Genomic DNA, 19515 nt, shown 5'->3' with positions numbered 1-19515 from the left:
TTCTATTCAGATGACGCTTTGACCTGACGCGCCGCTTTCTGCACGGAATTCATCACCTCGCGCGGTGTCATTGTGCCGCCGAGCATCTGCTGAACGCCTGCCGCATACACATCGGCGATTTCAACGTCAACATCCATATCAAACCACGGCACCATTGTTTCGGCGCGGACGATATCCTGCACGGCTTCACGCTGGATCGGGGTGGAATTGTTTTCTGTCGCCGTTCCTTGAACCGCGCTGTATTTACCGACGTCTTTTATCAGCTTCTCTCCCATTTTTTTCGAGGTTAAAAACTGAAGAAATTCCATAGCTTCTTTCGGGTGCTTCGTTTTTGAGGAAATCATAAATCCTTCCGGAGATCCGGTCAGTGCACGGGGAGATCCCTTTTCGCCGCTGATTTTCGGGAAAGGAAACAAGCCCAGATTGACCGGTTCGACGAGCTTAATTTCTGCCGTTTCCGCATAAATCATCGCCGCTTTGCCGCTCGTAAACTGCTGGCGCACGTATTCGTGATCGACGGAGTTCACGTGCTTTGTAAAGTACGGCAGAAGTTCCTGAAGCTTTTCAAGCGCTTTGACATAGCCTTCGTCCGTAAACTCCCCGGTTTCCGGGCTGTAATCCTTCGCCCGCGTTTTTTCATCCACCATACGCTGGTTCAGCGTCCCGATATAATGAGAAATGGTCCAAGGCGCTTTTGTGCCGAAACTGATCGGAATATATCCGTTCTCTTTCAATTTCTCAGAGACTGTGATCAGTTCATCCCATGTCGCCGGGGGCTTCAAATGTAATGTATGAAAAATGTCCTTATTATAAAAGAATGATTTAGCGTCCATTTGCCACGGAACACCGTACTGTTTTCCGTCATGCGTAAAGGGTTTGATTTGTGACTGCACCAGCTGTGAGGACCAATCTTTATCCTGCTGATAGTAAGACGACAGATCGAGGGCTTTATCTCCTTTGATGAATTTATAAGCAAACCGGTCGCTCCATGAAAAGAAAATATCAGGGGGGCTCGTTGTTCCGAGCATGACTTTCACCTTGTCTTTATAAGAATCGTTTAAGACCGCTTCCGTTTGGATATGAATATCCGGATGAGCGGCTTCAAATTCTTTGACCGCTTCTTCAAAATAGCTTTTTTCCGGCTCCTTCGGCCACCTGTGAAAAAACTTCAAGGTCACTTTTCCGTCAGAGGAACTGCTTTGGCTTGAACAGGCGGCGGCTGACAGACATACGGCTAACAGAACGAACAGGCAGATGAGCTTTTTCAGATGCTTTTCCTCCTTTGTCACCGGACTATAACGTTATATATCATTATAGTCCGGTGAAATATAATGCGCGTTCTTAATATTCGACTTTCCACATGTAACGCCGCTGGCTTAACGGATGGTTCCTTGCTTCCGCCAGCGCATCCGCATAGCTTCTGAGCACCCGGTTTAATACGAGAGGAGCCAGATAGCCTTTTACAGAATCGTCAATTCCGGAAAAATCATATGCTGCCGCATCAAGCACAGTCAGTTTTTTGCCGTATCTTTTTGAGAAGGAAAGCGCCCGCTCTTCAAGGGGTCTTGTTTCGTCTAAGCCGAGCAGGATAATAAATGGAACGGATTCATCAATGATTTCGAACGGTCCGTGAAAATATTCTCCGGCATGAATGGCGTGGGAATGAATCCATTGCATTTCCATGAGAATGCAGATGCTGTAGGAGTAAGCGACGCCGTAGTTCGCACCGCTTGCCATCGTGTAAATGATATCTTCTTTTTCGTGGGCTTTCGCGAATGCCTTTGCGTGATCCGCTTCTTGTTTAAGCGCTTTGTCATATACGGTCTGGAGCTTATTGAGTCCGTCGATCGCCGGCTCAAACGCGGGATGATTTTCCAGCACGTGTAAAGCGCCGAACACGATTTGATACAGAACTCCGTAATTCGTATTTATCGCCTGTGCGTTCTCACCCCAGTCATACACCGCGACATATTCGGCTTCTTTCGCTAGCGGCGAATCAGGCTCAAAGGTCATCGCAATCGTAAGCGCGCCTTTTTTTCTGGCGAAACCGGCGGCTTTCACCGTTTCCGGCGTATTGCCTGACTGAGAACATAAAATCACGAGAGAGTTCTCTCCGAGCTGAACGGGATTGCGCTGAATAAATTCATTTGAACTGTAGAGATCAGAGCTGATGGCTTTCGCCTCTCTGTCAAACACGTACTTGCTCGGATACATAATGGCTGAAGAACCCCCGCAAGCGACGAAAAAGACGTGGTCAATCGTTTTTCCTTTCAGATCATTCAAGAAAGCCTGAACTTTGTGATTCACTTGTGCGGCAGTTTGACTCAAATCCTTCACTCCTCAGTATTTTATTATATAACGTTATATAACATTATATAACGTTATATTAATCGCAACAAAGGTGCGTTGTCAATCATATTTTCTGAAATTTCTAAAATATAACATAAACCCGTCTTATTTCCCGCCCTCTCTTGACCTGACCCTTAGAGACACGTTTAGAATGAAAAACAGGGAGTGATTCAGAATGAATATAAAAGAAGCCGCCAGACAGACGGGTCTCACGAAAAAAGCCATCAAATATTATGAGCAGGAAGGTTTAATCACCGTCAGCAAAAACCCTGATAACGGATACCGTGAGTATTCCGATCAGAACGTGAATACGCTGAAAATGATTGCCGCCCTCCGAATGCTGGCACTGTCTGTAAGCGATATTAAAGCGTTCCTCTTAGAGGGCAGCAGTCTGCATGATATACTGCGCCGGCAGCATCAAAAGCTCAGCCGGCAGATTGAAGAGCTTGAGCAGGAACGGAAACTGACTGAAATGCTGATCAAGCGCGTGGAAGATGCGGAAAATGTCGATTCAATTCTGCATGATATCGGCGAGGTCAAAATAGATGAACCGAAGTATATGGGACTTCAGCTGAAAAAACTGTTCCCGGGAGATTTCGGAGAATTTATCGCCGCGCTGTTTGAACCGTTCCTCGACTTTTCTATTGATACAGATGAGAAAAAAACGATATGGGCGGAGCTTATTAAAGTATTGGATGATATGGAAGAAGTCCCGGCTGCACACCCGATAATGCAGCTGGTCGGCAAGGAAGATCCGGCTCAGCTCCAGCAGCACAAAGTCCAGCATGATCAATTTATCGAGCGGATTTTGGAGAGAGACCCCGCCACTTGGGACACTCATAAAAACATCATCATTCAGCTTGTGAAAAGAGTGCAGACAGATGAAGAATACAGGGAAAGCCTGATCAAGGTCGGAGAATCAGCTTCTGATCTTCCCGCGCTGAAGGCGGGATCGCCTTTCAGCAATCTTCTTCAAAAGCTCAGCCCGAAATATGACACGTACGTGCGACTTCAGCTTGAACTGAAAAAAGAAGCCGACGAGGAACTCGGCTTTGACTCAGAAGCATATTTAAAACAGATGCTTCAATCAAAAAAACGCTAAGGTTCGTCTCCTTAGCGTTTTCTTTCTTCAGCCTCAGTGCTGCGCGTTAATGCGGTCAACGACATTAGCGATGAGCTGCTCTTTTCCTAAGTCGGAATCTTCGTCAACGCTTGCTACTGTCAAAATGATGGCCGCTACCGCAAGAGCGATCGTCTCAATGGCGGCCGCTGCGTTTAAAAATACCCATACAGCCGTTGCGCATTGGCCGATGGCCGTTGATTTTCCTTTGTCCATGCTCTTTTTGTCAAACTCTTCTTTCAGCACTTTCGCCATAATCTGCGAACCTTGATCAATGACGCTGTTCACTTTCTCATAATCGCCGCTGTAGACCGCCGCTTTCAACTCTTTAAAATAATTCGGCGATGACTTTTTAATATCAGCGATCACCTGATCGGAAACTTGCTTCAATTCATCCTGATCAATCTTTTTGACAGCCTTGGTATCCCATACTTCAGGAAGGAGCTTTGCGACCTCACCTTGTCCGAAAAAGATGCCGGAAAAAATGTCTTCACCCGAATAAGAGACGGATGGCTCAGTTTTCGCCGCGGCATGCGGGCCGACTAATGCGACCATTAAAACAAACACCAGCATCATGGCAGCTGCGGACTTCTTGCTTTTAACCATATAATTTCCTCCTTTTCCTTTTATTGAAAAAATTGTATCTGATAAAAAGGGGATTGTAATGGTTCAAAGCTACTGTTTTCTCTGCCGGCACCAAAAACAGGACCAAAATACCAGCCACCGTAATGGAAAACGAGGTAAGCCCCAGCATAACGGCAAAGATTTCGTGCATAAAAATGGAGATAAACAATATCAGACGCCAATATGTTTTCGGAGCGAACAAAGCGCAGAACATAATGGTTTGCACAATAAGCGTGCCCCAAGTCGGGATGATGACAAGCTTGGACTGCAGGATAAAGTCAAACAGACCGTGAAGCGCATCCGGCAGACCCAGCATCGGATCGTTCAAATAGTAATAAACGGCAGTTCCGTTCTGCCACTCTTCTTCCATCAGTTTAGCAATGACGGAGTTAAAATACAGCATTGCGACCTGTATTCTGATGATTGTCAGCGTCGCCCAGCACAAGGAGCGGTAATAAGGCTCAAGCGGCCTTTTCTCAAAAGACGCCTCGTACGGAGACCAGTGCCATTTCCGCGGATCGGTTAATGTCAGCGGGAGCAGCAGCAGTGTAAAAACGGCAGCCACCTGATCTCCTCCGTCAAGGGTAACGGCGGAGTTTTGGAAGCTGTACGAAATCCACCAGTGAAAAAAACCGGTGATTCGCGGCCGCCAGCCAATGACGACAAGGATTAACATACAGATACAAACGGCTTTGACGATCTCAATGTAACGGAAATCGGGAAACAGCAGAAACAGGCTGAACGTGTCGGAAAAACTGAGCATTTGATTTTGCGTTTTGAAGAAGACAGACGCCGGATTGAACAGCAATGTCAGCAGCGTGCCGAGCGCGATTAAGCTTCTGGCAAGCCCGTACACATTTGTCCAAGGCGGATTCTTCATCATCCATAAGGTGAGCTGCTTTTTTGCATCCTGAATCAATTGACATCCACTCCGATGTATTTTTTGATGGTTCTTTTCGTTTCGGTATGTTGGCTCCATGCCCATGGGGTAATGCGTTCATATGTAATGATCATTTTCCCTTTCAGCCTTGGGGAGGGAGACTCATTTTTCATTTTCAAAAATGTGGTATCCTTAATGTCTTGGCCAGTCGTGAAGTCGTTCCACTTCTCTTTGGAAGGCAGCTTTTCCAGCATAAGGCCGAGCTCTATCCCTTGCGTCCGGCCGTAGCGGTTTAAGCCGATGACATTTTTCAGAGAATTATTCGGCCATCTGAGCTCCTCATCGGCATCAAGAAGATAGATGTTCAAGCTGTCTTCTCTCGGATCTTTACTGAAAAACCCCCAGCTTTGCGGATAAATCATGGAAACGGTTTTGGATTGATGCTTGGTTAATTGGATGGCGGAGCTTGGCAGTGCCGCGATGACGGTAAAAAACAAAACGATGATCCAGGCGGCCATGATAAAAAGAAAGAATGAAAACATGCTGGTTTGCTTCTTGTCAGTCAATTGAAACCCTCCTAGCGTATGGAAATTTCATTGACATGATTATACACCAATCAACAGGTAAAATATTGATAAATTAGATTTTTCGGACTAATATACTATTATATGTAAAAAGGGAGTGTTCATATGTTTTTGATGAATGATAAAGTGCTGTGGGGAGCTGTGGTTCTCGCCTTTATTCTGTCGATTGTGTTTTATCCGTTTCTTCCTGCTGATATGGCCATTCACTATGACGTGTCGAACCGTCCGAATACATCAATCAATAAAACGGCCGGCGTCCTGATTTTTCCCGTGCTCATGATGATCTGCATGTTATTCAGAAAAAAGGTCGTCCAGCTATTCCTCATCGTTTACTGTCTGCTGATCGTGCATATTGCCGTGATGTGGCTGGCACTGTAAACATAAAGAAAACCGGAGCCCTTAAGCTCAGGTTTTTCTTATTTATAAAATACTTTCTCAATGTTGTATTTCGACTGAAGGGTATTGATCGCGTACGTTTCGTAAATCTCCCTTTCCATCGGATCATTTACGACACATACTTCAATTTTATACACTTCGTCCCTGTGATGTTTAACAGGCGACACATTGTCTTCAAAATGCTTTTTGATTCTTTGTCTTAATTTACGGGCTTTCCCGACAAACAGCAGCTCATCATGAATGTTATAAAACATAAATATGCCGCCTTTGTCTCTCGGAATTTGGTGAAAATCAATGAAACCGTAAATCGCTTTAATCGCCGGTTCATTCTCCGACGGTGACTGCTGCCGTTCCGTAATGGTTACATCAGGAGCAGGAAGGTTTATTTTTATCAAATGGGTCACGTCCTCTTATTCATTAAAGCTCCATCCTATCATAAGAATGCGCCAAAAGCTATTTTTTATTCAAGCGCCCCGGCCGGATCATAAAGGCTTAAATCAATTTCCGTCTGCTGCCCGAGCGCGAGTTTCGCCAGTTCAGCCCCCAGATACGGCCCGCTCGTCAGTCCTGAGGCGCCCAGCCCGTTGGCAACGAGGAGTCCGCTGATATTCGGCACTTTGCCGATGACGGGAAGAAAACCGGGAGTAAACGGCCTGAAACCGACTCTTGTCTCTATTACAGTACTGTCTGAAAGGCCCGGCGCCACGGTTAATGCTTTGTCAAAAATCTCGCGGAGACCGCCGGCCGTCACCCGCAAATCCATGCCGGTATCGTTTTCATGAGTCGCGCCCGCTATGATTCTGCCGCTGTCAAAGGCGAGAATGTATTGATCGTTTGGAGGCATGACGACGGGCCAGCCGCCCGTATCCTCTCCCTGAAGCTCTAAATGAACGATCTGCGCCTTTTGGTATGATACTGAAAAACGGATGCCGAGCGGCTCAAGCAGCTCTCTCGCCCAAGCGCCGGCCGTTACGAGAACCTGGTCGGCAGTAAGCGTGCGTTCTGCGGTTTTCACACCAATGACGGCACCGTCCTCTGTCAATATTGACGCTTCTTCATTGTAAACCGCCGCGCCGTGCTTAACGGCCGCGTTTAACAGCGCCTTACGAAGCGCCCTCCCGTTCACCCGGGCCGCGCCGCTGACATAAACCGCTCCGTATTCCTCCGACAGCGCGGGGAACAGCGCCTTCGTTTCTGCCGGAGTCAGTCTTGTAATGTCACCGATTTCAGAGGCGTCCTCTCTTCTTTTATAAGCTCTTTCCTCCATTTGGCTGAGCTTTTTTTCATCCGTATGGAGGCTGACGGCACCGACCTTTTGATAACCGGTTTCTGTTTCTCCGTCAGCTTCAAGCTGCTGTATCAATCGTTCATAATAACGGGCTCCGCCTTTTGCGATCGCATACCATGCCTGATTGCGGCGCTGTGACAGCCACGGGCAGACGATCCCCGCCGCGGCGTCAGTCGCCTGCCCCGGGTGTTTCCGGTCAATGACCGTTACTTCCGCCCCGGCCTTTGCGAGATGATAAGCCGCGGACGCACCGAGAATGCCGCCCCCGATAATTATATAAGACTTCATGTGTAACACCTTTTCTATCTGTTTTGTCTTATTTATTTTAACAAATAGAGCGCTTTGCTTCGACCTTTTGCTCCCATATGAAAAAGCAGAAGGTCGACCAATCTCTTCGCTCACCTATCAAAGATCCCATCACTATCAATAGAGAAAAGGTGGTGTCTTAAACGTAAATCATCATGGATGTGAAGAAAACACAGACCCTAAAACGACAATCGCAAGCTTTCAAACAGCAGCCAGTATCAATTCAAAAGTCATAGTCAACGTATATACAGGATCAAGAACAAAAGAGAACATCAAAGAACGCGGCTAAGTATCAAGCCCCGTCCTTTTAAAAAATAAAAATTGAGAGGATAAAGGCATTTCACTATTATCCTTCCACTATATAAACTGATCTATCATACTATTTTTTAGTAAAAACAAAAGTATAGTATCCATCAGCTTCTCCAGTTTTCATTTTAATCGCTGATCTTCCATAGGCTGATTTACTGCTGATTTTACCATGCATTGTAGAATACTGCGTTAGGGTACCTGTAGACTTTCTTTTGTATGGTTTAAAGGCTATATATCCAGATTGGCCTTTTTTGAGCGTAAAGGAATATGTAGTAGAATAAGATTTTGCTGACGTAAAATTAAAACTAGCTCCATAGTTTATAGCTTGTATTTCTGATGAAGCATTAACACTGTAAGACTTAGATACAGTAGCTTGCGTCTGTTTATCTACTCTGCACGATGATGTAGTACACTTAATTGTTGCTGAAACTTTAATAGGGTCTCCATAATATTTAGTGGCTGATTTTTCTTTATATCTCCAATATCTAAGATCAACATCAGCATAGGGCTTAAATTCTAATTCGTCATTACTTTCCTCAGAAACAACAAACTCATTCTCTAAATTTTCGTTTTCTTTTATTTCAGTCGTTTTTTCATATTCGTCTTTTGAAACAGGTACAAGCCCATGTTCTGACGCTTTGAATGGTGCGATTACTGCACCTTGTTCCTCATCATAAAATTTTTCTACATTTGAATCAGATAGATTAATAGTATATTGCTCGACAGCGAATCCTTTCGATGGATTTCCAAAAATCATCAAAAACACCACGAAAACTGCAATCAAAAGCGTAACTTTCTTTTTCATATAGACCCTCCTTATTTTTATAACATATTAAAATATTACCATGATAGTATATTTTTTGTAAAATTGGTAAGATTAATTTATACTAGGAATTAACAAATAATATATTCCAGATTTCTTATCCACATGAGGGGTTACATTGTTATCTGTCTGAGTTTCAATTTTCAGATTTTTCGTTTTGTTAAATCCAGCATATAACTTATATTTTTTACCTGAATACGACTTTACATCAAATGAAATATCTGTCTTATTATTCTGATTTTTAAGCGCTACACCATTTCCATTCTTTACCCATATAACTTTTTTATCTTTCCATGCCAATGTTCCTGTTCCTACACCCATTTGTTTATTTTCTTCAAATTTGTATATCACAACTTTTTCATTGTCAATTTCCTTTGTTTCATATATAAAATCAGTGATATAAGGTGATTCTTGTTTAGCATACTGTAAAGCTTCATGTTCAGTATTAAATTTTTTCGCTGAATCAGGAGTTTCATTATTCTTAATAAAAAACAAACTGATTATGAAAATAATACAGATGACCAATAAACAAATAATGATCTTTTTCCCCTTCATAACAATAGTCCTCCAATTTAGAAATATATTAGCTATTATTATAGCAATTTTACAGTAATAAAATAAAGTTCCTATGGATTTAATTTCGAAATAGTCAGTCATTAGTTATTCGATATCCTCATTTTATTATGAAACGCGGCATTACATTTGACATCCCAAATGAATTCGGACGGTTTGCGGCAGATATATTACAACCGTTCCCCATCTCATCCTATACGTGGTTTATCGGTGATGGAGAGGCGTATACTGAATTCAAAGAAGACACCGATACAGACCTGTTTCCGCAAAATCAGCGCATCATTCAGGGTCAAGAACTCCGTCAGCGTCTGGAAGGAAACCCTTATTATATGATTTTTGCTGAATTGAAAGCTTTCCCGGGCGGGATGGTAACGGAAATCAATACGTACGAGGAGTATTTGGAGAGTTCCTGTGAGCTTGTGCTTCTCATTGCAGATTGCTCGTATGTAACGTTATATTGCAAAGATCCGGATATGCTCGAAGCCCTTTATCAGCAGGCTGTACAATGCGGGTTTCACCGCGTTGACTATGTTACAGATGAGAATGACGCGAGAACGGGATTGTCTGTCTGATGAAGGTGCGTTCTTTTTATGAAGCGCCTGATAGGGCTTAGGATTCAAAATATTGACAAATTCGCGTGTTTTCAACAAAAAAACAACCCTCTCATGTATACTGAGTGCGTAACTTACATATGAAAGGGGTATGGCAATGAAAATCAGTTTAAAGAAGACCGCAGTTTCATCCCTTATTTTCACCATGTTTTTTACCCTGATGATGAGCGGTACGGTTTTTGCGGCCGGGCTGAATAAGGATCAGAAGCGCCGGGCGGAACAGCTGACCAGCATCTTTGAAAACGGAAAGACGGAAATCCAATACGGATATGTTGAAGCGTTGGATGACGGAAGAGGTTACACTTGCGGGCGGGCCGGCTTTACGACGGCTACCGGAGATGCGCTGGAAGTAGTCGAAGTATACACGAAAGCGGTGCCGAATAACAAATTGAAAAAGTATTTGCCTGAATTGCGGCGTCTTGCGAAAGACGAAAGCGATGACATCAGCAATCTGAAAGGATTCGCTTCTGCCTGGCGCTCACTTGGCAATGATAAAGCCTTCCGCGCTGCCCAGGATAAGGTAAATGACAGCTTGTATTATCAGCCGGCGATGAAACGTTCAGAAAATGCCGGACTGAAAACGGCCTTGGCAAAAGCAGTGATGTACGATACGGTGATTCAGCATGGCGACGGCGATGATCCGGACTCCTTTTATGCCCTGATTAAACGCACGAACAAAAAAATGGGCGGGTCACCGAAAGACGGAACTGACGAGAAGAAATGGCTCAATAAATTCCTGGATGTGCGCTATGACGATCTGATGAATCCGTCAGATGAGGACACTCAGGACGAATGGAGAGAATCGGTTGCCCGTGTCGACGTTTTCCGCGATATTGTCAAAGAGAAGAACTACAATTTAAACGGGCCGATTCATGTCCGGTCAAGCGAATACGGTAATTTCACTATTCAATAAACAAAAAAACCCCGCCATATGGCGGGGTTTTACTATTAACCGATGGAGCCTTCCATTTCGAACTTAATCAAACGGTTCATTTCAACTGCGTATTCCATCGGAAGTTCTTTTGTGAACGGCTCGATGAAGCCCATAACGATCATTTCTGTTGCTTCTTCTTCAGAAATCCCGCGGCTCATCAAGTAGAAAAGCTGTTCCTCAGAAACTTTTGATACTTTCGCTTCGTGCTCCAATGAAATGTTGTCGTTCAGGATTTCATTGTAAGGGATTGTATCAGAAGTTGATTTGTTATCCATAATGAGCGTATCACATTCGATGTTTGAACGGGCGCCGTCCGCTTTTCGTCCGAAGTGGACGATACCGCGGTATGTTACTTTTCCGCCCTGTTTGGAAATCGATTTTGATACGATTGTGGATGACGTATTCGGTGCAAGGTGAATCATTTTCGCGCCTGCGTCCTGATGCTGTCCTTTGCCCGCAAGAGCGATAGAAAGCGTCATGCCGCGCGCGCCTTCACCTTTCAGAATGACAGCCGGATATTTCATCGTCAATTTAGAACCGATGTTTCCGTCAACCCATTCCATCGTCGCGTTTTCTTCACAAACCGTACGTTTCGTTACTAGGTTGTAAACGTTGTTCGCCCAGTTTTGAATTGTTGTATAACGGCAGTAGCCGCCTTTTTTGACGATGATTTCAACAACCGCGCTGTGAAGCGAGTTTGTTGTGTACACAGGAGCCGTACAGCCCTCTACGTAATGAACGCTTGCTTCTTCGTCAACGATGATCAGCGTACGTTCGAACTGACCCATATTTTCAGAGTTGATGCGGAAGTAAGCTTGAAGCGGTGTTTCAACCTTCACGCCTTTAGGCACGTAGATGAAAGATCCGCCGGACCAAACAGCTGAGTTCAGCGCCGCAAACTTGTTATCAGTCGGCGGAATGACTTTCGCCCAGTGCTCGCGGAAAATGTCTTCATTTTCTTTCAGCGCGCTGTCTGTGTCTTTGAAGACGATGCCTTGCTCTTCAAGATCTTCTTTCATATTGTGGTAAACAACTTCGGATTCGTACTGTGCAGAAACACCGGCAAGGTATTTTTGCTCAGCTTCAGGAATACCGAGTTTGTCGAATGTCTGTTTAATTTCCTCAGGCACTTCATCCCAAGAACGCTCTGAACGCTCAGACGGCTTTACGTAATACGTAATTTCGTCAAAGTTTAAAGAGTTTAAATCCCCGCCCCACTGAGGCATCGGCATGTTGTAGAAATGCTCAAGAGATTTCAGGCGGAAATCAAGCATCCATTGAGGCTCTTCTTTCATGCGTGAAATTTCTTCTACGATTTCTTTTGTCAATCCGCGCTCTGAACGGAAAATGGAAACGTCCTTATCGTGAAAACCGTACTTGTATTCACCAATTTCAGGCATTTTTTTAGCCATCCATTTTCACTCCAATCTTTTAATTGCCGCCTTTTTCGCCAGCGACTCCTTTTTCAAGTGCTTTCCATGAAAGGGTGGCACATTTAATCCGGGCCGGGAATTTCGAAACGCCTTGAAGAGCTTCAATATCCCCGAGATCTATCGAGTCGTCATACTCTTTCCCTTGCATCATGTCTGAGAAAATCTTAGACATGGAAAGGGCGGTATCAATATCTTTTCCTTTAATCGCCTGCGTCATCATGGAAGCTGAAGCCATGGAGATAGAACATCCTTCCCCTTCAAACTTCGCTTCCTGAACGGTATCGCCGTCAAGCTTCATTGTCAGTCTGATCCGGTCGCCGCAAGTCGGGTTGTTCATATCGACGACGATGCTGTCATCCAAAACCCCTTTGTTGCGCGGATTTTTGTAATGATCCATGATCACTTGTCTGTATAATGTATCTAAATTTGCATTAAAAGACATTTGTAAAGTACTCCTTTGTCTTTTGGAGGGCTTCCGCGAGCTTATCGATCTCTTCCTCTGTATTATACAGATAAAAACTCGCTCTCGCAGTAGCAGATACATCCAGCCATTTCATGAGCGGCTGGGCGCAATGATGGCCGGCTCTGACCGCAATGCCCTCAGCATCGAGGACAGTCGCGACATCATGAGGGTGAACCTCATCAAGATTAAATGTCACAAGTCCCGCCCGCTCTTTCGGACCGTATACCGTCACGCCGTCTAGCTGCTCGAAACGGTCAAGCGCATAGGCTGCAAGCTTATGCTCATGCCGGGAAATCTCGTCGAGTCCGATCTCTTCAAGAAAATCAATCGCAGCTCCCAATCCGATCGCGCCTGCGATAATCGGCGTGCCTGCTTCAAATTTCCACGGAAGCTCTTTCCAAGTTGATTCATAAAGCCCTACAAAGTCGATCATTTCGCCGCCAAATTCGGCCGGCTCCATATTCTCAAGCAGTTCTTTCTTGCCGTACAGCACGCCGATTCCCGTCGGGCCGCACATTTTATGGGAAGAAAGCGCGAAGAAGTCGCAATCCAAGTCCTGAACGTCGATTTTCATGTGCGGTGTGCTTTGCGCCCCGTCCACCACGATGACCGCGCCATTGTCATGAGCGATTTTGGCGATCTCTTTAATCGGGTTGATCGTGCCGAGCACGTTTGACACATGAGCGACTGCCACGATCTTCGTATGGCTTGTGACAGTCTGCCGGACGTCGTCTAACGAAAGCGTGCCGTCTTCCTGCATCGGGATATACTTTAAAGTCGCACCGGTTGCTTTTACTGCCTGCTGCCACGGAATGATATTCGCATGATGCTCCATTTGGGTGATGACCACTTCATCACCGGGTTTTAAGCTGGCGCGGGCATAGCTCAGCGCCACCATATTCAGTGAAGTTGTCGTGCCTTTTGTGAAAATGACCTCAGCCATTGATTTCGCATTGATAAACTTACGGACTTTTTCACGCGCACCTTCATAGCCGTCTGTCGCTCTTGTGCCAAGAGTATGAACGCCTCTGTGGACATTGGAATTGTATTTGCTGTAATACTGATTCACTGCTTCAATGACAGCACGCGGCTTCTGGGAAGTCGCCGCGCTGTCAAGGTACACGAGGTCATGTCCGTTCACTTGCTGATGAAGGATCGGGAACTGTTCACGAATATCGGTGATATTCATTATTTTACTTTCCTTTCGATGACGGAGACGAGCTGTTTCTTAACTCCTTCAATCGGAAGCTCTTTTACCACCGGAGCAAGGAATCCGTAAATGACTAAGCGCTCCGCTTCTTCTTTCGGAATTCCGCGGCTCATTAAGTAGTAAAGCTGGATCGGGTCCACACGGCCGACAGATGCCGCATGTCCTGCAGTTACATCGTCTTCATCAATTAAAAGAATCGGGTTTGCATCTCCGCGTGCTTTTTCACTCAGCATCAGAACGCGGGATTCCTGTTCAGCGTTTGCTTTCGACGCGCCGTGCTCGATTTTGCCGATTCCGTTAAAGATGGAAGATGCGGCATCTTTCATGACTCCGTGCTTCAGGATATAGCCTTCAGAAGCCTTACCGAAGTGGATGATCTGCGTCGTAAAGTTTTCCGTCTGTTCTCCTCTTCCGACAACTACGGTTTTCGTATCGCCGTATGTGCCGTCTCCGTAGAGGTTTGTCGTGTTTTCAGAAATCGTGTCGCCGTCGTTCATCAGTCCGAGCGCCCACTCGATTCTGCTGTCGCGTCCGCGCGCGGCTCCGCGGCGGTTAACGTATGTTGTGACGCCTGCTGACAGGTTGTCAACGGCGCCGTACGTCACGCTGGCATTATCACCTGTGACCACTTCACTGATAATGTTGAATACAGCTTCTTTCGGATTCACCGTGCTGATGTAGTTCTCAACGTAAGTGACGGAGCTGTGGTCTTCAGCGACAATCAGTACGTGGTTGAACAATGCCGTGTCATTGCTTTCATGAACGTAAACGGCCTGAACAGGCGTCTCCACCTGAACGTTTTTAGGAACATAAAGGAATGCCCCGCCGTTCATTAATGCTGCATGAAGCGCAGTCAGTTTATGTTCATCGACCTTAACGCCGTCTTTCATGAAATACTTCTCAACGAGGTCGCTGTGCTCACGGGCAGCCGTTAAGATGTCCGTGAAAATAACGCCTTTGTCTTTCAGCTCTTTAGAGAGAGACAGGAATGCAGGCGTTTGGTCACGCTGCACATATAACGTTTTGTCTTCATTTTCGATATCGATCAGCGCTTTTGCTTCATCAGCTAAATCTTCTAAAGAAGCAAGCGGCGCATTTTCTACTGTATGCTTGTTGAACTTTGTAAAGTTCCAATTTGTGATTTTTGTTTTATCAGGCTTAGGCAGCGGCAGATCTTCAGCTTTTTCAAGAGCCTGTAAGCGCAGGTTTTTCAGCCAGGCAGGTTCTTGATGCTTTTCGGAAAAGCCTTTGACATATTCCTGATCTACGGATAGTTTCGTTTCCAATGTCATGATTATCCCCCTAACGCTTACGCTTCTTGGCCTACAGTTTCGTCTTCAATGCCTAGTTCTTGTTTAATCCAGTCATAACCTTCCGCTTCAAGGCGCTGTGCAAGCTCAGCGCCGCCGGATTTCACTACACGTCCCTGCATCATAACGTGAACGACATCAGGCGTGATGTAGTTCAGAAGGCGCTGGTAGTGAGTGATCATTAAGCAGCCGAAGTTTTCGCTGCGCATTCTGTTGATTCCTTTAGAAACGACTTTAAGCGCATCAATATCAAGACCTGAATCGATCTCGTCAAGAATGGCGATTTTCGGCTCGATCATCATAAGCTGAAGGATTTCGTTGCGTTTTTTCTCCCCGCCTGAGAAACCTTCGTTCAGGTAACGCTGCGCCATTTCAGGGTCCATTTCAAGGAACTCCATGTTTTCGTCCATTTTGCGGATGAATTTCATAAGAGAAATTTCATCGCCTTCTTCACGGCGGGCGTTAATCGCAGAGCGAAGGAAATCGGCATTTGTCACACCGCTGATTTCGCTTGGGTACTGCATCGCCAGGAAAAGACCCGCCTGAGCGCGCTCGTCCACTTCCATTTCCAGTACATCCTTGCCGTCAAGCGTGATGCTGCCTTTTGTAACTTCGTATTTCGGGTGTCCCATAATCGCTGCTGAGAGCGTGGATTTACCGGTACCGTTCGGCCCCATGACAGCGTGGAATTCGCCGCCTTTTATTTCAAGGTTTACACCTTTTAAGATCTCTTTTCCTTCGATTTCAACGTGAAGATCCTTGATCGTTAATGTTGAAGCAGCCATATCTATACCTCCAAAATATATAATCATTATTCTCAATTTATTCTCATTCTAATTTTATAACAAATGAAAAGTAAATACAACTTTTTATATTACCCGGAACATTCCTAAAGTTTATCAAAGATCAAGGCGTAATTAAAGCTGTTTGAAACAGAAAAAGGGCGGAAATCCACCCTTTTTTACTGACCGATTTTCTCATTAAGCTGCGCTGCGAGGAACTTGCTTTTTTGATATTCAAGCTCCCTCTGCCGTTCGACTTCCATCCTTTTTGAAAGACGCCGTCCGTATTCCTCGTAGCCGATGCCGTGTGACTTCTGCATCGCTTTTTCCATTTCAGGCGTATAGTCAAGGTCCAGTCTCTCGTGGCTGGTGCAGATAATGAATCAATCCCTTCATCTATTTGTTTCTATTGTAACAATGATCCGCTGCTCCGGCCAAAGAGAGTGTGCCCCTGAATCCTTTCGAATGTGCCGGAAATCGGCGCTCGCTTTATCTGAAAAACGGTATTCACACGATTGCTCTTTCTAATGCGTCGTATGTCCGAATTCCTGAATGCACTGCTGCACGAGGGTCACTCCCTGACTGAGAGCCGCGCCGCCCCCGAATGCCGCCGCGACGCCGATGACCTCAAGGATGTTTTCTTCTGTCGCCCCTTGGTCAAGGCAGCCCTTCGTATGATAAATCATGCAAAATTCATCTTGAGCGCTGATGCTGATGCCCAGAGCGATTAATTGTTTCTCTTTTTCAGTTAATGAATCCGCTGAGAAACACTGTTCAGTAAATTCATTAAACTTCCGCCCCATCATCGGCATTTTTTGCTCGAATATGCCTAAACCTTCTTTATATTGTTTCAATGCGTCATGCACGCTTTTGCCGTTATCCTGGTATTGAGCCACTGCCATTCCCTCCAATAAGTTAACCTTCCTTTTTATTATGGACAGTTCTCCGATTAATACCCGAAAAAAACCCCGGATGATTCATCCGGGGTTTTCGTTTTATTCAGATACGGGAAGCACGGCTCCGTCGTATTTTTTCTCAATAAAGTCTTTGATTTTCTTAGAGTGAAGCACTTCCATAAGCGCTTTGATTTTCTCTGATTTTTCGTCACCTTTGCGTACGGCGATGATGTTTGCGTACGGGTTGTTTTTCGTTGATTCCACTTGAATCGCATCTTTTAACGGATTCAGTTTGTTTTGAATCGCATAGTTGACGTTAATGAAGACTGCATCGCCTTCTTCTTCATTATATGCTTTCGCCGTTAATTCAGGGGCGATTTTTTTGAATGTCAGGTTTTTCGGGTTTTTCGTAATGTTCTTCGTAGTGGCTTCAATCGATTTTACCTTCGGATCAAGTGTGATCAGTCCGGCTTTTTCAAGCATCGCCAGCATACGGCCTTGTTCAGCGACATTGTTAGTCATGATGATGGTCGCGCCTTTAGGCAGGTCTTTCAGTGATTTGTATTTTTTCGTGTAAATTCCGAATGGCTCAAGGTGAACGGCTCCGGCATTCACGAGTTTGTAATCTTTATTTTCTTTCATTTCCTGTTCAAGGTAAGGAACGTGCTGGAAGTAGTTCGCATCCACTTCATTATCAGCTAACGCTTTGTTGTACATTTTGTAATCGTTCAGCACTTTTACTTTTAATGTGTAGCCTTTTTCCTTCAAGAGCGGTTCCGCTTCTTTTAAGATTTCAGCATGCGGTGTTTTTGTCGCGGCGACGACGATTTCCTTTTTATTTGAGCCGTTTGATCCGCAGGCGGCCAAAACTCCCGCGAACACAAGCAGCAGCGCACTTAATACAATCTTTTTCAATGTAAATCCTCCCTTATCTTTTGTCTATTATATTTGTAATTACATCACCGATAATCTGAATGATAAAGACGATGATGAGTATAAATACTGTCGCTACAAACGTTACATCCGTATTATTGGACTGGTAGCCTTCTACATATGCAAGGTTTCCGAGTCCGCCTGAACCGATGGCGCCGGCAATGGCGGTAGATCCGATCAGGGCGATGGCCGTAACGGTGATGCCTGAAATTAACGCAGGCATTGATTCAGGAATCAGCACTTTGAAGATAATCGTTGATGTCTTTGCTCCCATTGATCTGGCAGCTTCGATGACTCCTTTATCGACTTCGCGCAGCGCAATTTCCGCAAGACGGGCGTAAAACGGCGCGGAGCCGATAATCAGCGCCGGCAATGCGGCGTTCGGTCCTAAAATCGATCCGACCAAAATCTTAGTAAAGCCGAGAAGCAGAATAATTAAAATAAGAAACGGAATAGACCTGAAAATATTAACGACCGACGCAATCACGGTGTTAATGATTTTATTTTCCCATAAGCTTCCCTTGCCCGTTAAAAAGAGCAGAAGACCGAGAATCGCTCCGATGATAAATGAAAAAACTAATGCGATGACCGTCATATAAAGGGTCTCGTATGTGGCCGTCCACAGCTCGGTTATATCAACGTTCGGGAACCATTTTTCAAACATTTGTGATCACCTCTGCTTCTACCTGTTTGTCTTTGATGAACCGGATCACGTTTTCTACTTCTTTTTCCTGACCGTCAATATGAATGAATAAAGAACCGTAGGCTCCGTCCTTCGTCTGTGAAATTTTCCCCTGCAGAATATTGACGTCCACATCAAAGTTTCGGATCATTTCCGTAATGAGGGGCTGCTCGGCTGCCTGCCCGACAAATGAAAGCTGAATCGTTTTTCCTGTCGCTGTTTCCTGCAGAAAATGCTGGATGGTTTCTTTCGTCTCCTCCGGTTCTGTCACCTGCTGAACGAAACGCTTGGTCATCGGTTCGCGCGGGTTTCTGAAAACTTGGAGTACTTCGCCTTCTTCAACGACTTTCCCGTTTTCCATGACGGCGACTCTGTTGCAGATTTTTCGGATGACATGCATTTCATGGGTAATGAGCACGATCGTCAGACCGAGTCTGTCATTTATATCGGATAAAAGATCCAAAATTGAATCGGTCGTCTGCGGATCAAGCGCTGATGTCGCTTCATCGCACAGAAGGACTTTCGGATTATTGGCGAGCGCCCGGGCGATGCCGACACGCTGCTTTTGACCGCCGCTCAGCTGCGACGGATAAGATTTTTCTTTCCCCTCTAATCCGACCAGTTTAATCAATTCATCAGCGCGGCGGACCCGTTCGCTTTTTTTCACGCCGGCGATTTCCAGCGGGAACATAATGTTCTCCCGAACGGTGCGCGACCACAGAAGGTTAAAATGCTGGAAGATCATGCTGATTTCCTGGCGCGCTTTTCTCAGCCCGCGGCTGCTTACTTTATTTAATTCCGTCCCCGCGACTTCCACGGTTCCCGACGTCGGCTTTTCAAGGCCGTTCAGGAGACGGATTAAGGAACTTTTACCAGCTCCGCTATATCCTATAATTCCAAATATTTCGCCCTTTTTGATATCAAGAGTGACATCTTGGACAGCATTGACATCCCCATGCTTCGCTTTGTAAATTTTTGAAACATTTTGAAGATGGATCAAAGCAATCAC

The 19515-nt window shown here is 45.3% G+C and carries 22 protein-coding genes and 1 pseudogene; 4 read left to right on the top strand and 19 right to left on the bottom strand.

Translation table 11 applies throughout. The features are described from left to right. Nucleotides 1–2: 2 nt before the first annotated feature. Together G9F50_RS11265 and G9F50_RS11260 are read right to left on the bottom strand one after the other, a co-directional pair. Nucleotides 3–1268 (bottom strand): ABC transporter substrate-binding protein, encoded by a 1266-nt coding sequence (locus G9F50_RS11265; RefSeq protein ID WP_060561966.1) that lies wholly within the window; start codon nucleotides 1266–1268, stop codon nucleotides 3–5. Between the two features lie 73 nt (nucleotides 1269–1341). Then, nucleotides 1342–2328: an SIS domain-containing protein gene (locus tag G9F50_RS11260; protein ID WP_060561914.1), complete on the bottom strand. Its 987-nt coding sequence runs from the start codon at nucleotides 2326–2328 to the stop codon at nucleotides 1342–1344. A 196-nt stretch (nucleotides 2329–2524) separates the two neighbouring features. Between G9F50_RS11260 and G9F50_RS11255 the strand changes: the two genes are divergently transcribed. Then, nucleotides 2525–3451: a MerR family transcriptional regulator gene (locus G9F50_RS11255; protein ID WP_060561915.1), complete on the top strand. Its 927-nt coding sequence runs from the start codon at nucleotides 2525–2527 to the stop codon at nucleotides 3449–3451. Between the two features lie 33 nt (nucleotides 3452–3484). Here the strand turns inward: G9F50_RS11255 and G9F50_RS11250 are convergent, their stop codons facing one another. The 3 genes and pseudogenes from G9F50_RS11250 to G9F50_RS11240 all read right to left on the bottom strand — a co-directional run bounded on the left by G9F50_RS11250 (nucleotide 3485) and on the right by G9F50_RS11240 (nucleotide 5539). After that, complete coding sequence (locus G9F50_RS11250; RefSeq protein WP_025285229.1) at nucleotides 3485–4075, bottom strand: sporulation delaying protein family toxin; 591 nt, start codon at nucleotides 4073–4075, stop codon at nucleotides 3485–3487. Between the two features lie 84 nt (nucleotides 4076–4159). Further along, nucleotides 4160–4976, bottom strand: a pseudogene (locus tag G9F50_RS11245) (sporulation-delaying protein SdpB family protein); the annotation flags it as partial. A 32-nt stretch (nucleotides 4977–5008) separates the two neighbouring features. Next, entirely contained in the window at nucleotides 5009–5539 is a 531-nt protein-coding gene (locus G9F50_RS11240; protein ID WP_040238904.1) for an SdpA family antimicrobial peptide system protein, read from the bottom strand. Nucleotides 5540–5662: 123 nt separating this feature from the next. Here G9F50_RS11240 and G9F50_RS11235 point away from each other — a divergent pair, with 123 nt between their 5' ends. After that, the gene (locus G9F50_RS11235) at nucleotides 5663–5935 is read left to right on the top strand and encodes a DUF1648 domain-containing protein (protein WP_015240532.1); all 273 of its coding nucleotides are present in this window, start codon (nucleotides 5663–5665) and stop codon (nucleotides 5933–5935) included. A gap of 38 nt (nucleotides 5936–5973) precedes the next feature. Here the strand turns inward: G9F50_RS11235 and G9F50_RS11230 are convergent, their stop codons facing one another. The 4 genes from G9F50_RS11230 to G9F50_RS11215 all read right to left on the bottom strand — a co-directional run bounded on the left by G9F50_RS11230 (nucleotide 5974) and on the right by G9F50_RS11215 (nucleotide 9234). Continuing rightward, a complete protein-coding gene (locus G9F50_RS11230; RefSeq protein WP_007410094.1) occupies nucleotides 5974–6348 on the bottom strand; it encodes a nucleotide excision repair endonuclease in 375 nt (124 codons plus the stop codon). 65 nt (nucleotides 6349–6413) lie between these two features. After that, nucleotides 6414–7529, bottom strand: coding sequence for an NAD(P)/FAD-dependent oxidoreductase (locus tag G9F50_RS11225; RefSeq protein WP_060561916.1), 1116 nt, complete (start codon nucleotides 7527–7529; stop codon nucleotides 6414–6416). 397 nt (nucleotides 7530–7926) lie between these two features. Further along, a complete protein-coding gene (locus tag G9F50_RS11220) occupies nucleotides 7927–8661 on the bottom strand; it encodes a DUF6060 domain-containing protein (RefSeq protein WP_015240534.1) in 735 nt (244 codons plus the stop codon). Nucleotides 8662–8733: 72 nt separating this feature from the next. Next, the gene (locus G9F50_RS11215; RefSeq protein WP_015240535.1) at nucleotides 8734–9234 is read right to left on the bottom strand and encodes a hypothetical protein; all 501 of its coding nucleotides are present in this window, start codon (nucleotides 9232–9234) and stop codon (nucleotides 8734–8736) included. 128 nt (nucleotides 9235–9362) lie between these two features. Between G9F50_RS11215 and G9F50_RS11210 the strand changes: the two genes are divergently transcribed. Next, a complete protein-coding gene (locus G9F50_RS11210; RefSeq protein ID WP_060561917.1) occupies nucleotides 9363–9824 on the top strand; it encodes a DUF2691 family protein in 462 nt (153 codons plus the stop codon). Nucleotides 9825–9954: 130 nt separating this feature from the next. Next, nucleotides 9955–10776 carry a chitosanase gene (gene csn, locus G9F50_RS11205; protein ID WP_373859657.1) on the top strand — a complete coding sequence of 274 codons (822 nt, stop codon included), beginning with the start codon at nucleotides 9955–9957 and terminating at the stop codon, nucleotides 10774–10776. Between the two features lie 35 nt (nucleotides 10777–10811). Here the strand turns inward: csn and sufB are convergent, their stop codons facing one another. The 10 genes from sufB to metN all read right to left on the bottom strand — a co-directional run bounded on the left by sufB (nucleotide 10812) and on the right by metN (nucleotide 19506). Next, the gene (gene sufB, locus G9F50_RS11200) at nucleotides 10812–12209 is read right to left on the bottom strand and encodes a Fe-S cluster assembly protein SufB (protein ID WP_007410090.1); all 1398 of its coding nucleotides are present in this window, start codon (nucleotides 12207–12209) and stop codon (nucleotides 10812–10814) included. Between the two features lie 19 nt (nucleotides 12210–12228). Further along, on the bottom strand, nucleotides 12229–12672 hold the full coding sequence (gene sufU / locus G9F50_RS11195; RefSeq protein WP_003151877.1) for a Fe-S cluster assembly sulfur transfer protein SufU: 444 nt from the start codon (nucleotides 12670–12672) through the stop codon (nucleotides 12229–12231). Next, entirely contained in the window at nucleotides 12662–13882 is a 1221-nt protein-coding gene (sufS, locus tag G9F50_RS11190; protein ID WP_060561919.1) for a cysteine desulfurase SufS, read from the bottom strand. The genes sufU and sufS overlap by 11 nt, the downstream gene beginning before the upstream one ends. Further along, the gene (gene sufD, locus G9F50_RS11185) at nucleotides 13882–15195 is read right to left on the bottom strand and encodes a Fe-S cluster assembly protein SufD (protein ID WP_007613603.1); all 1314 of its coding nucleotides are present in this window, start codon (nucleotides 15193–15195) and stop codon (nucleotides 13882–13884) included. Before sufD ends, sufS begins: the two co-directional genes overlap by 1 nt. Before the next feature lie 17 nt (nucleotides 15196–15212). Continuing rightward, a complete protein-coding gene (sufC, locus tag G9F50_RS11180) occupies nucleotides 15213–15998 on the bottom strand; it encodes a Fe-S cluster assembly ATPase SufC (RefSeq protein WP_003327022.1) in 786 nt (261 codons plus the stop codon). Between the two features lie 176 nt (nucleotides 15999–16174). Beyond that, the gene (locus G9F50_RS11175) at nucleotides 16175–16327 is read right to left on the bottom strand and encodes a YuzK family famiily protein (protein ID WP_003151857.1); all 153 of its coding nucleotides are present in this window, start codon (nucleotides 16325–16327) and stop codon (nucleotides 16175–16177) included. A 192-nt stretch (nucleotides 16328–16519) separates the two neighbouring features. Continuing rightward, nucleotides 16520–16897 (bottom strand): carboxymuconolactone decarboxylase family protein, encoded by a 378-nt coding sequence (locus G9F50_RS11170; protein ID WP_029973602.1) that lies wholly within the window; start codon nucleotides 16895–16897, stop codon nucleotides 16520–16522. Between the two features lie 93 nt (nucleotides 16898–16990). Continuing rightward, complete coding sequence (gene metQ, locus G9F50_RS11165) at nucleotides 16991–17806, bottom strand: methionine ABC transporter substrate-binding lipoprotein MetQ (protein ID WP_060561920.1); 816 nt, start codon at nucleotides 17804–17806, stop codon at nucleotides 16991–16993. 13 nt (nucleotides 17807–17819) lie between these two features. Continuing rightward, nucleotides 17820–18488, bottom strand: a complete 669-nt coding sequence (locus G9F50_RS11160; protein WP_060561921.1) for a methionine ABC transporter permease — start codon at nucleotides 18486–18488, stop codon at nucleotides 17820–17822. Next, nucleotides 18481–19506: a methionine ABC transporter ATP-binding protein MetN gene (gene metN / locus G9F50_RS11155; RefSeq protein ID WP_003151850.1), complete on the bottom strand. Its 1026-nt coding sequence runs from the start codon at nucleotides 19504–19506 to the stop codon at nucleotides 18481–18483. The genes G9F50_RS11160 and metN overlap by 8 nt, the downstream gene beginning before the upstream one ends. Nucleotides 19507–19515 lie beyond the last annotated feature (9 nt).

The sequence above is a fragment of the Bacillus sp. EKM206B genome (assembly GCF_011066015.1).
GTDB lineage: Bacteria > Bacillota > Bacilli > Bacillales > Bacillaceae > Bacillus > Bacillus velezensis.
This window is presented reverse-complemented; position numbering and strand designations above follow the sequence as displayed.

Bases quoted from the DNA above. Each gene is read 5' to 3' on its own strand.
- G9F50_RS11255 (WP_060561915.1), top strand. From the start codon at position 2,525: ATGAATATAAAAGAAGCCGCCAGACAGACGGGTCTCACGAAAAAAGCC.
- G9F50_RS11250 (WP_025285229.1), bottom strand. From the start codon at position 4,075: ATGGTTAAAAGCAAGAAGTCCGCAGCTGCCATGATGCTGGTGTTTGTT.
- G9F50_RS11235 (WP_015240532.1), top strand. From the start codon at position 5,663: ATGTTTTTGATGAATGATAAAGTGCTGTGGGGAGCTGTGGTTCTCGCC.
- G9F50_RS11225 (WP_060561916.1), bottom strand. From the start codon at position 7,529: ATGAAGTCTTATATAATTATCGGGGGCGGCATTCTCGGTGCGTCCGCG.
- G9F50_RS11220 (WP_015240534.1), bottom strand. From the start codon at position 8,661: ATGAAAAAGAAAGTTACGCTTTTGATTGCAGTTTTCGTGGTGTTTTTG.
- G9F50_RS11215 (WP_015240535.1), bottom strand. From the start codon at position 9,234: ATGAAGGGGAAAAAGATCATTATTTGTTTATTGGTCATCTGTATTATT.
- G9F50_RS11210 (WP_060561917.1), top strand. From the start codon at position 9,363: ATGAAACGCGGCATTACATTTGACATCCCAAATGAATTCGGACGGTTT.
- csn (WP_373859657.1), top strand. From the start codon at position 9,955: ATGGCAATGAAAATCAGTTTAAAGAAGACCGCAGTTTCATCCCTTATT.
- sufB (WP_007410090.1), bottom strand. From the start codon at position 12,209: ATGGCTAAAAAAATGCCTGAAATTGGTGAATACAAGTACGGTTTTCAC.
- sufU (WP_003151877.1), bottom strand. From the start codon at position 12,672: ATGTCTTTTAATGCAAATTTAGATACATTATACAGACAAGTGATCATG.
- sufS (WP_060561919.1), bottom strand. From the start codon at position 13,882: ATGAATATCACCGATATTCGTGAACAGTTCCCGATCCTTCATCAGCAA.
- sufD (WP_007613603.1), bottom strand. From the start codon at position 15,195: ATGACATTGGAAACGAAACTATCCGTAGATCAGGAATATGTCAAAGGC.
- sufC (WP_003327022.1), bottom strand. From the start codon at position 15,998: ATGGCTGCTTCAACATTAACGATCAAGGATCTTCACGTTGAAATCGAA.
- G9F50_RS11175 (WP_003151857.1), bottom strand. From the start codon at position 16,327: ATGGAAAAAGCGATGCAGAAGTCACACGGCATCGGCTACGAGGAATAC.
- G9F50_RS11170 (WP_029973602.1), bottom strand. From the start codon at position 16,897: ATGGCAGTGGCTCAATACCAGGATAACGGCAAAAGCGTGCATGACGCA.
- G9F50_RS11160 (WP_060561921.1), bottom strand. From the start codon at position 18,488: ATGTTTGAAAAATGGTTCCCGAACGTTGATATAACCGAGCTGTGGACG.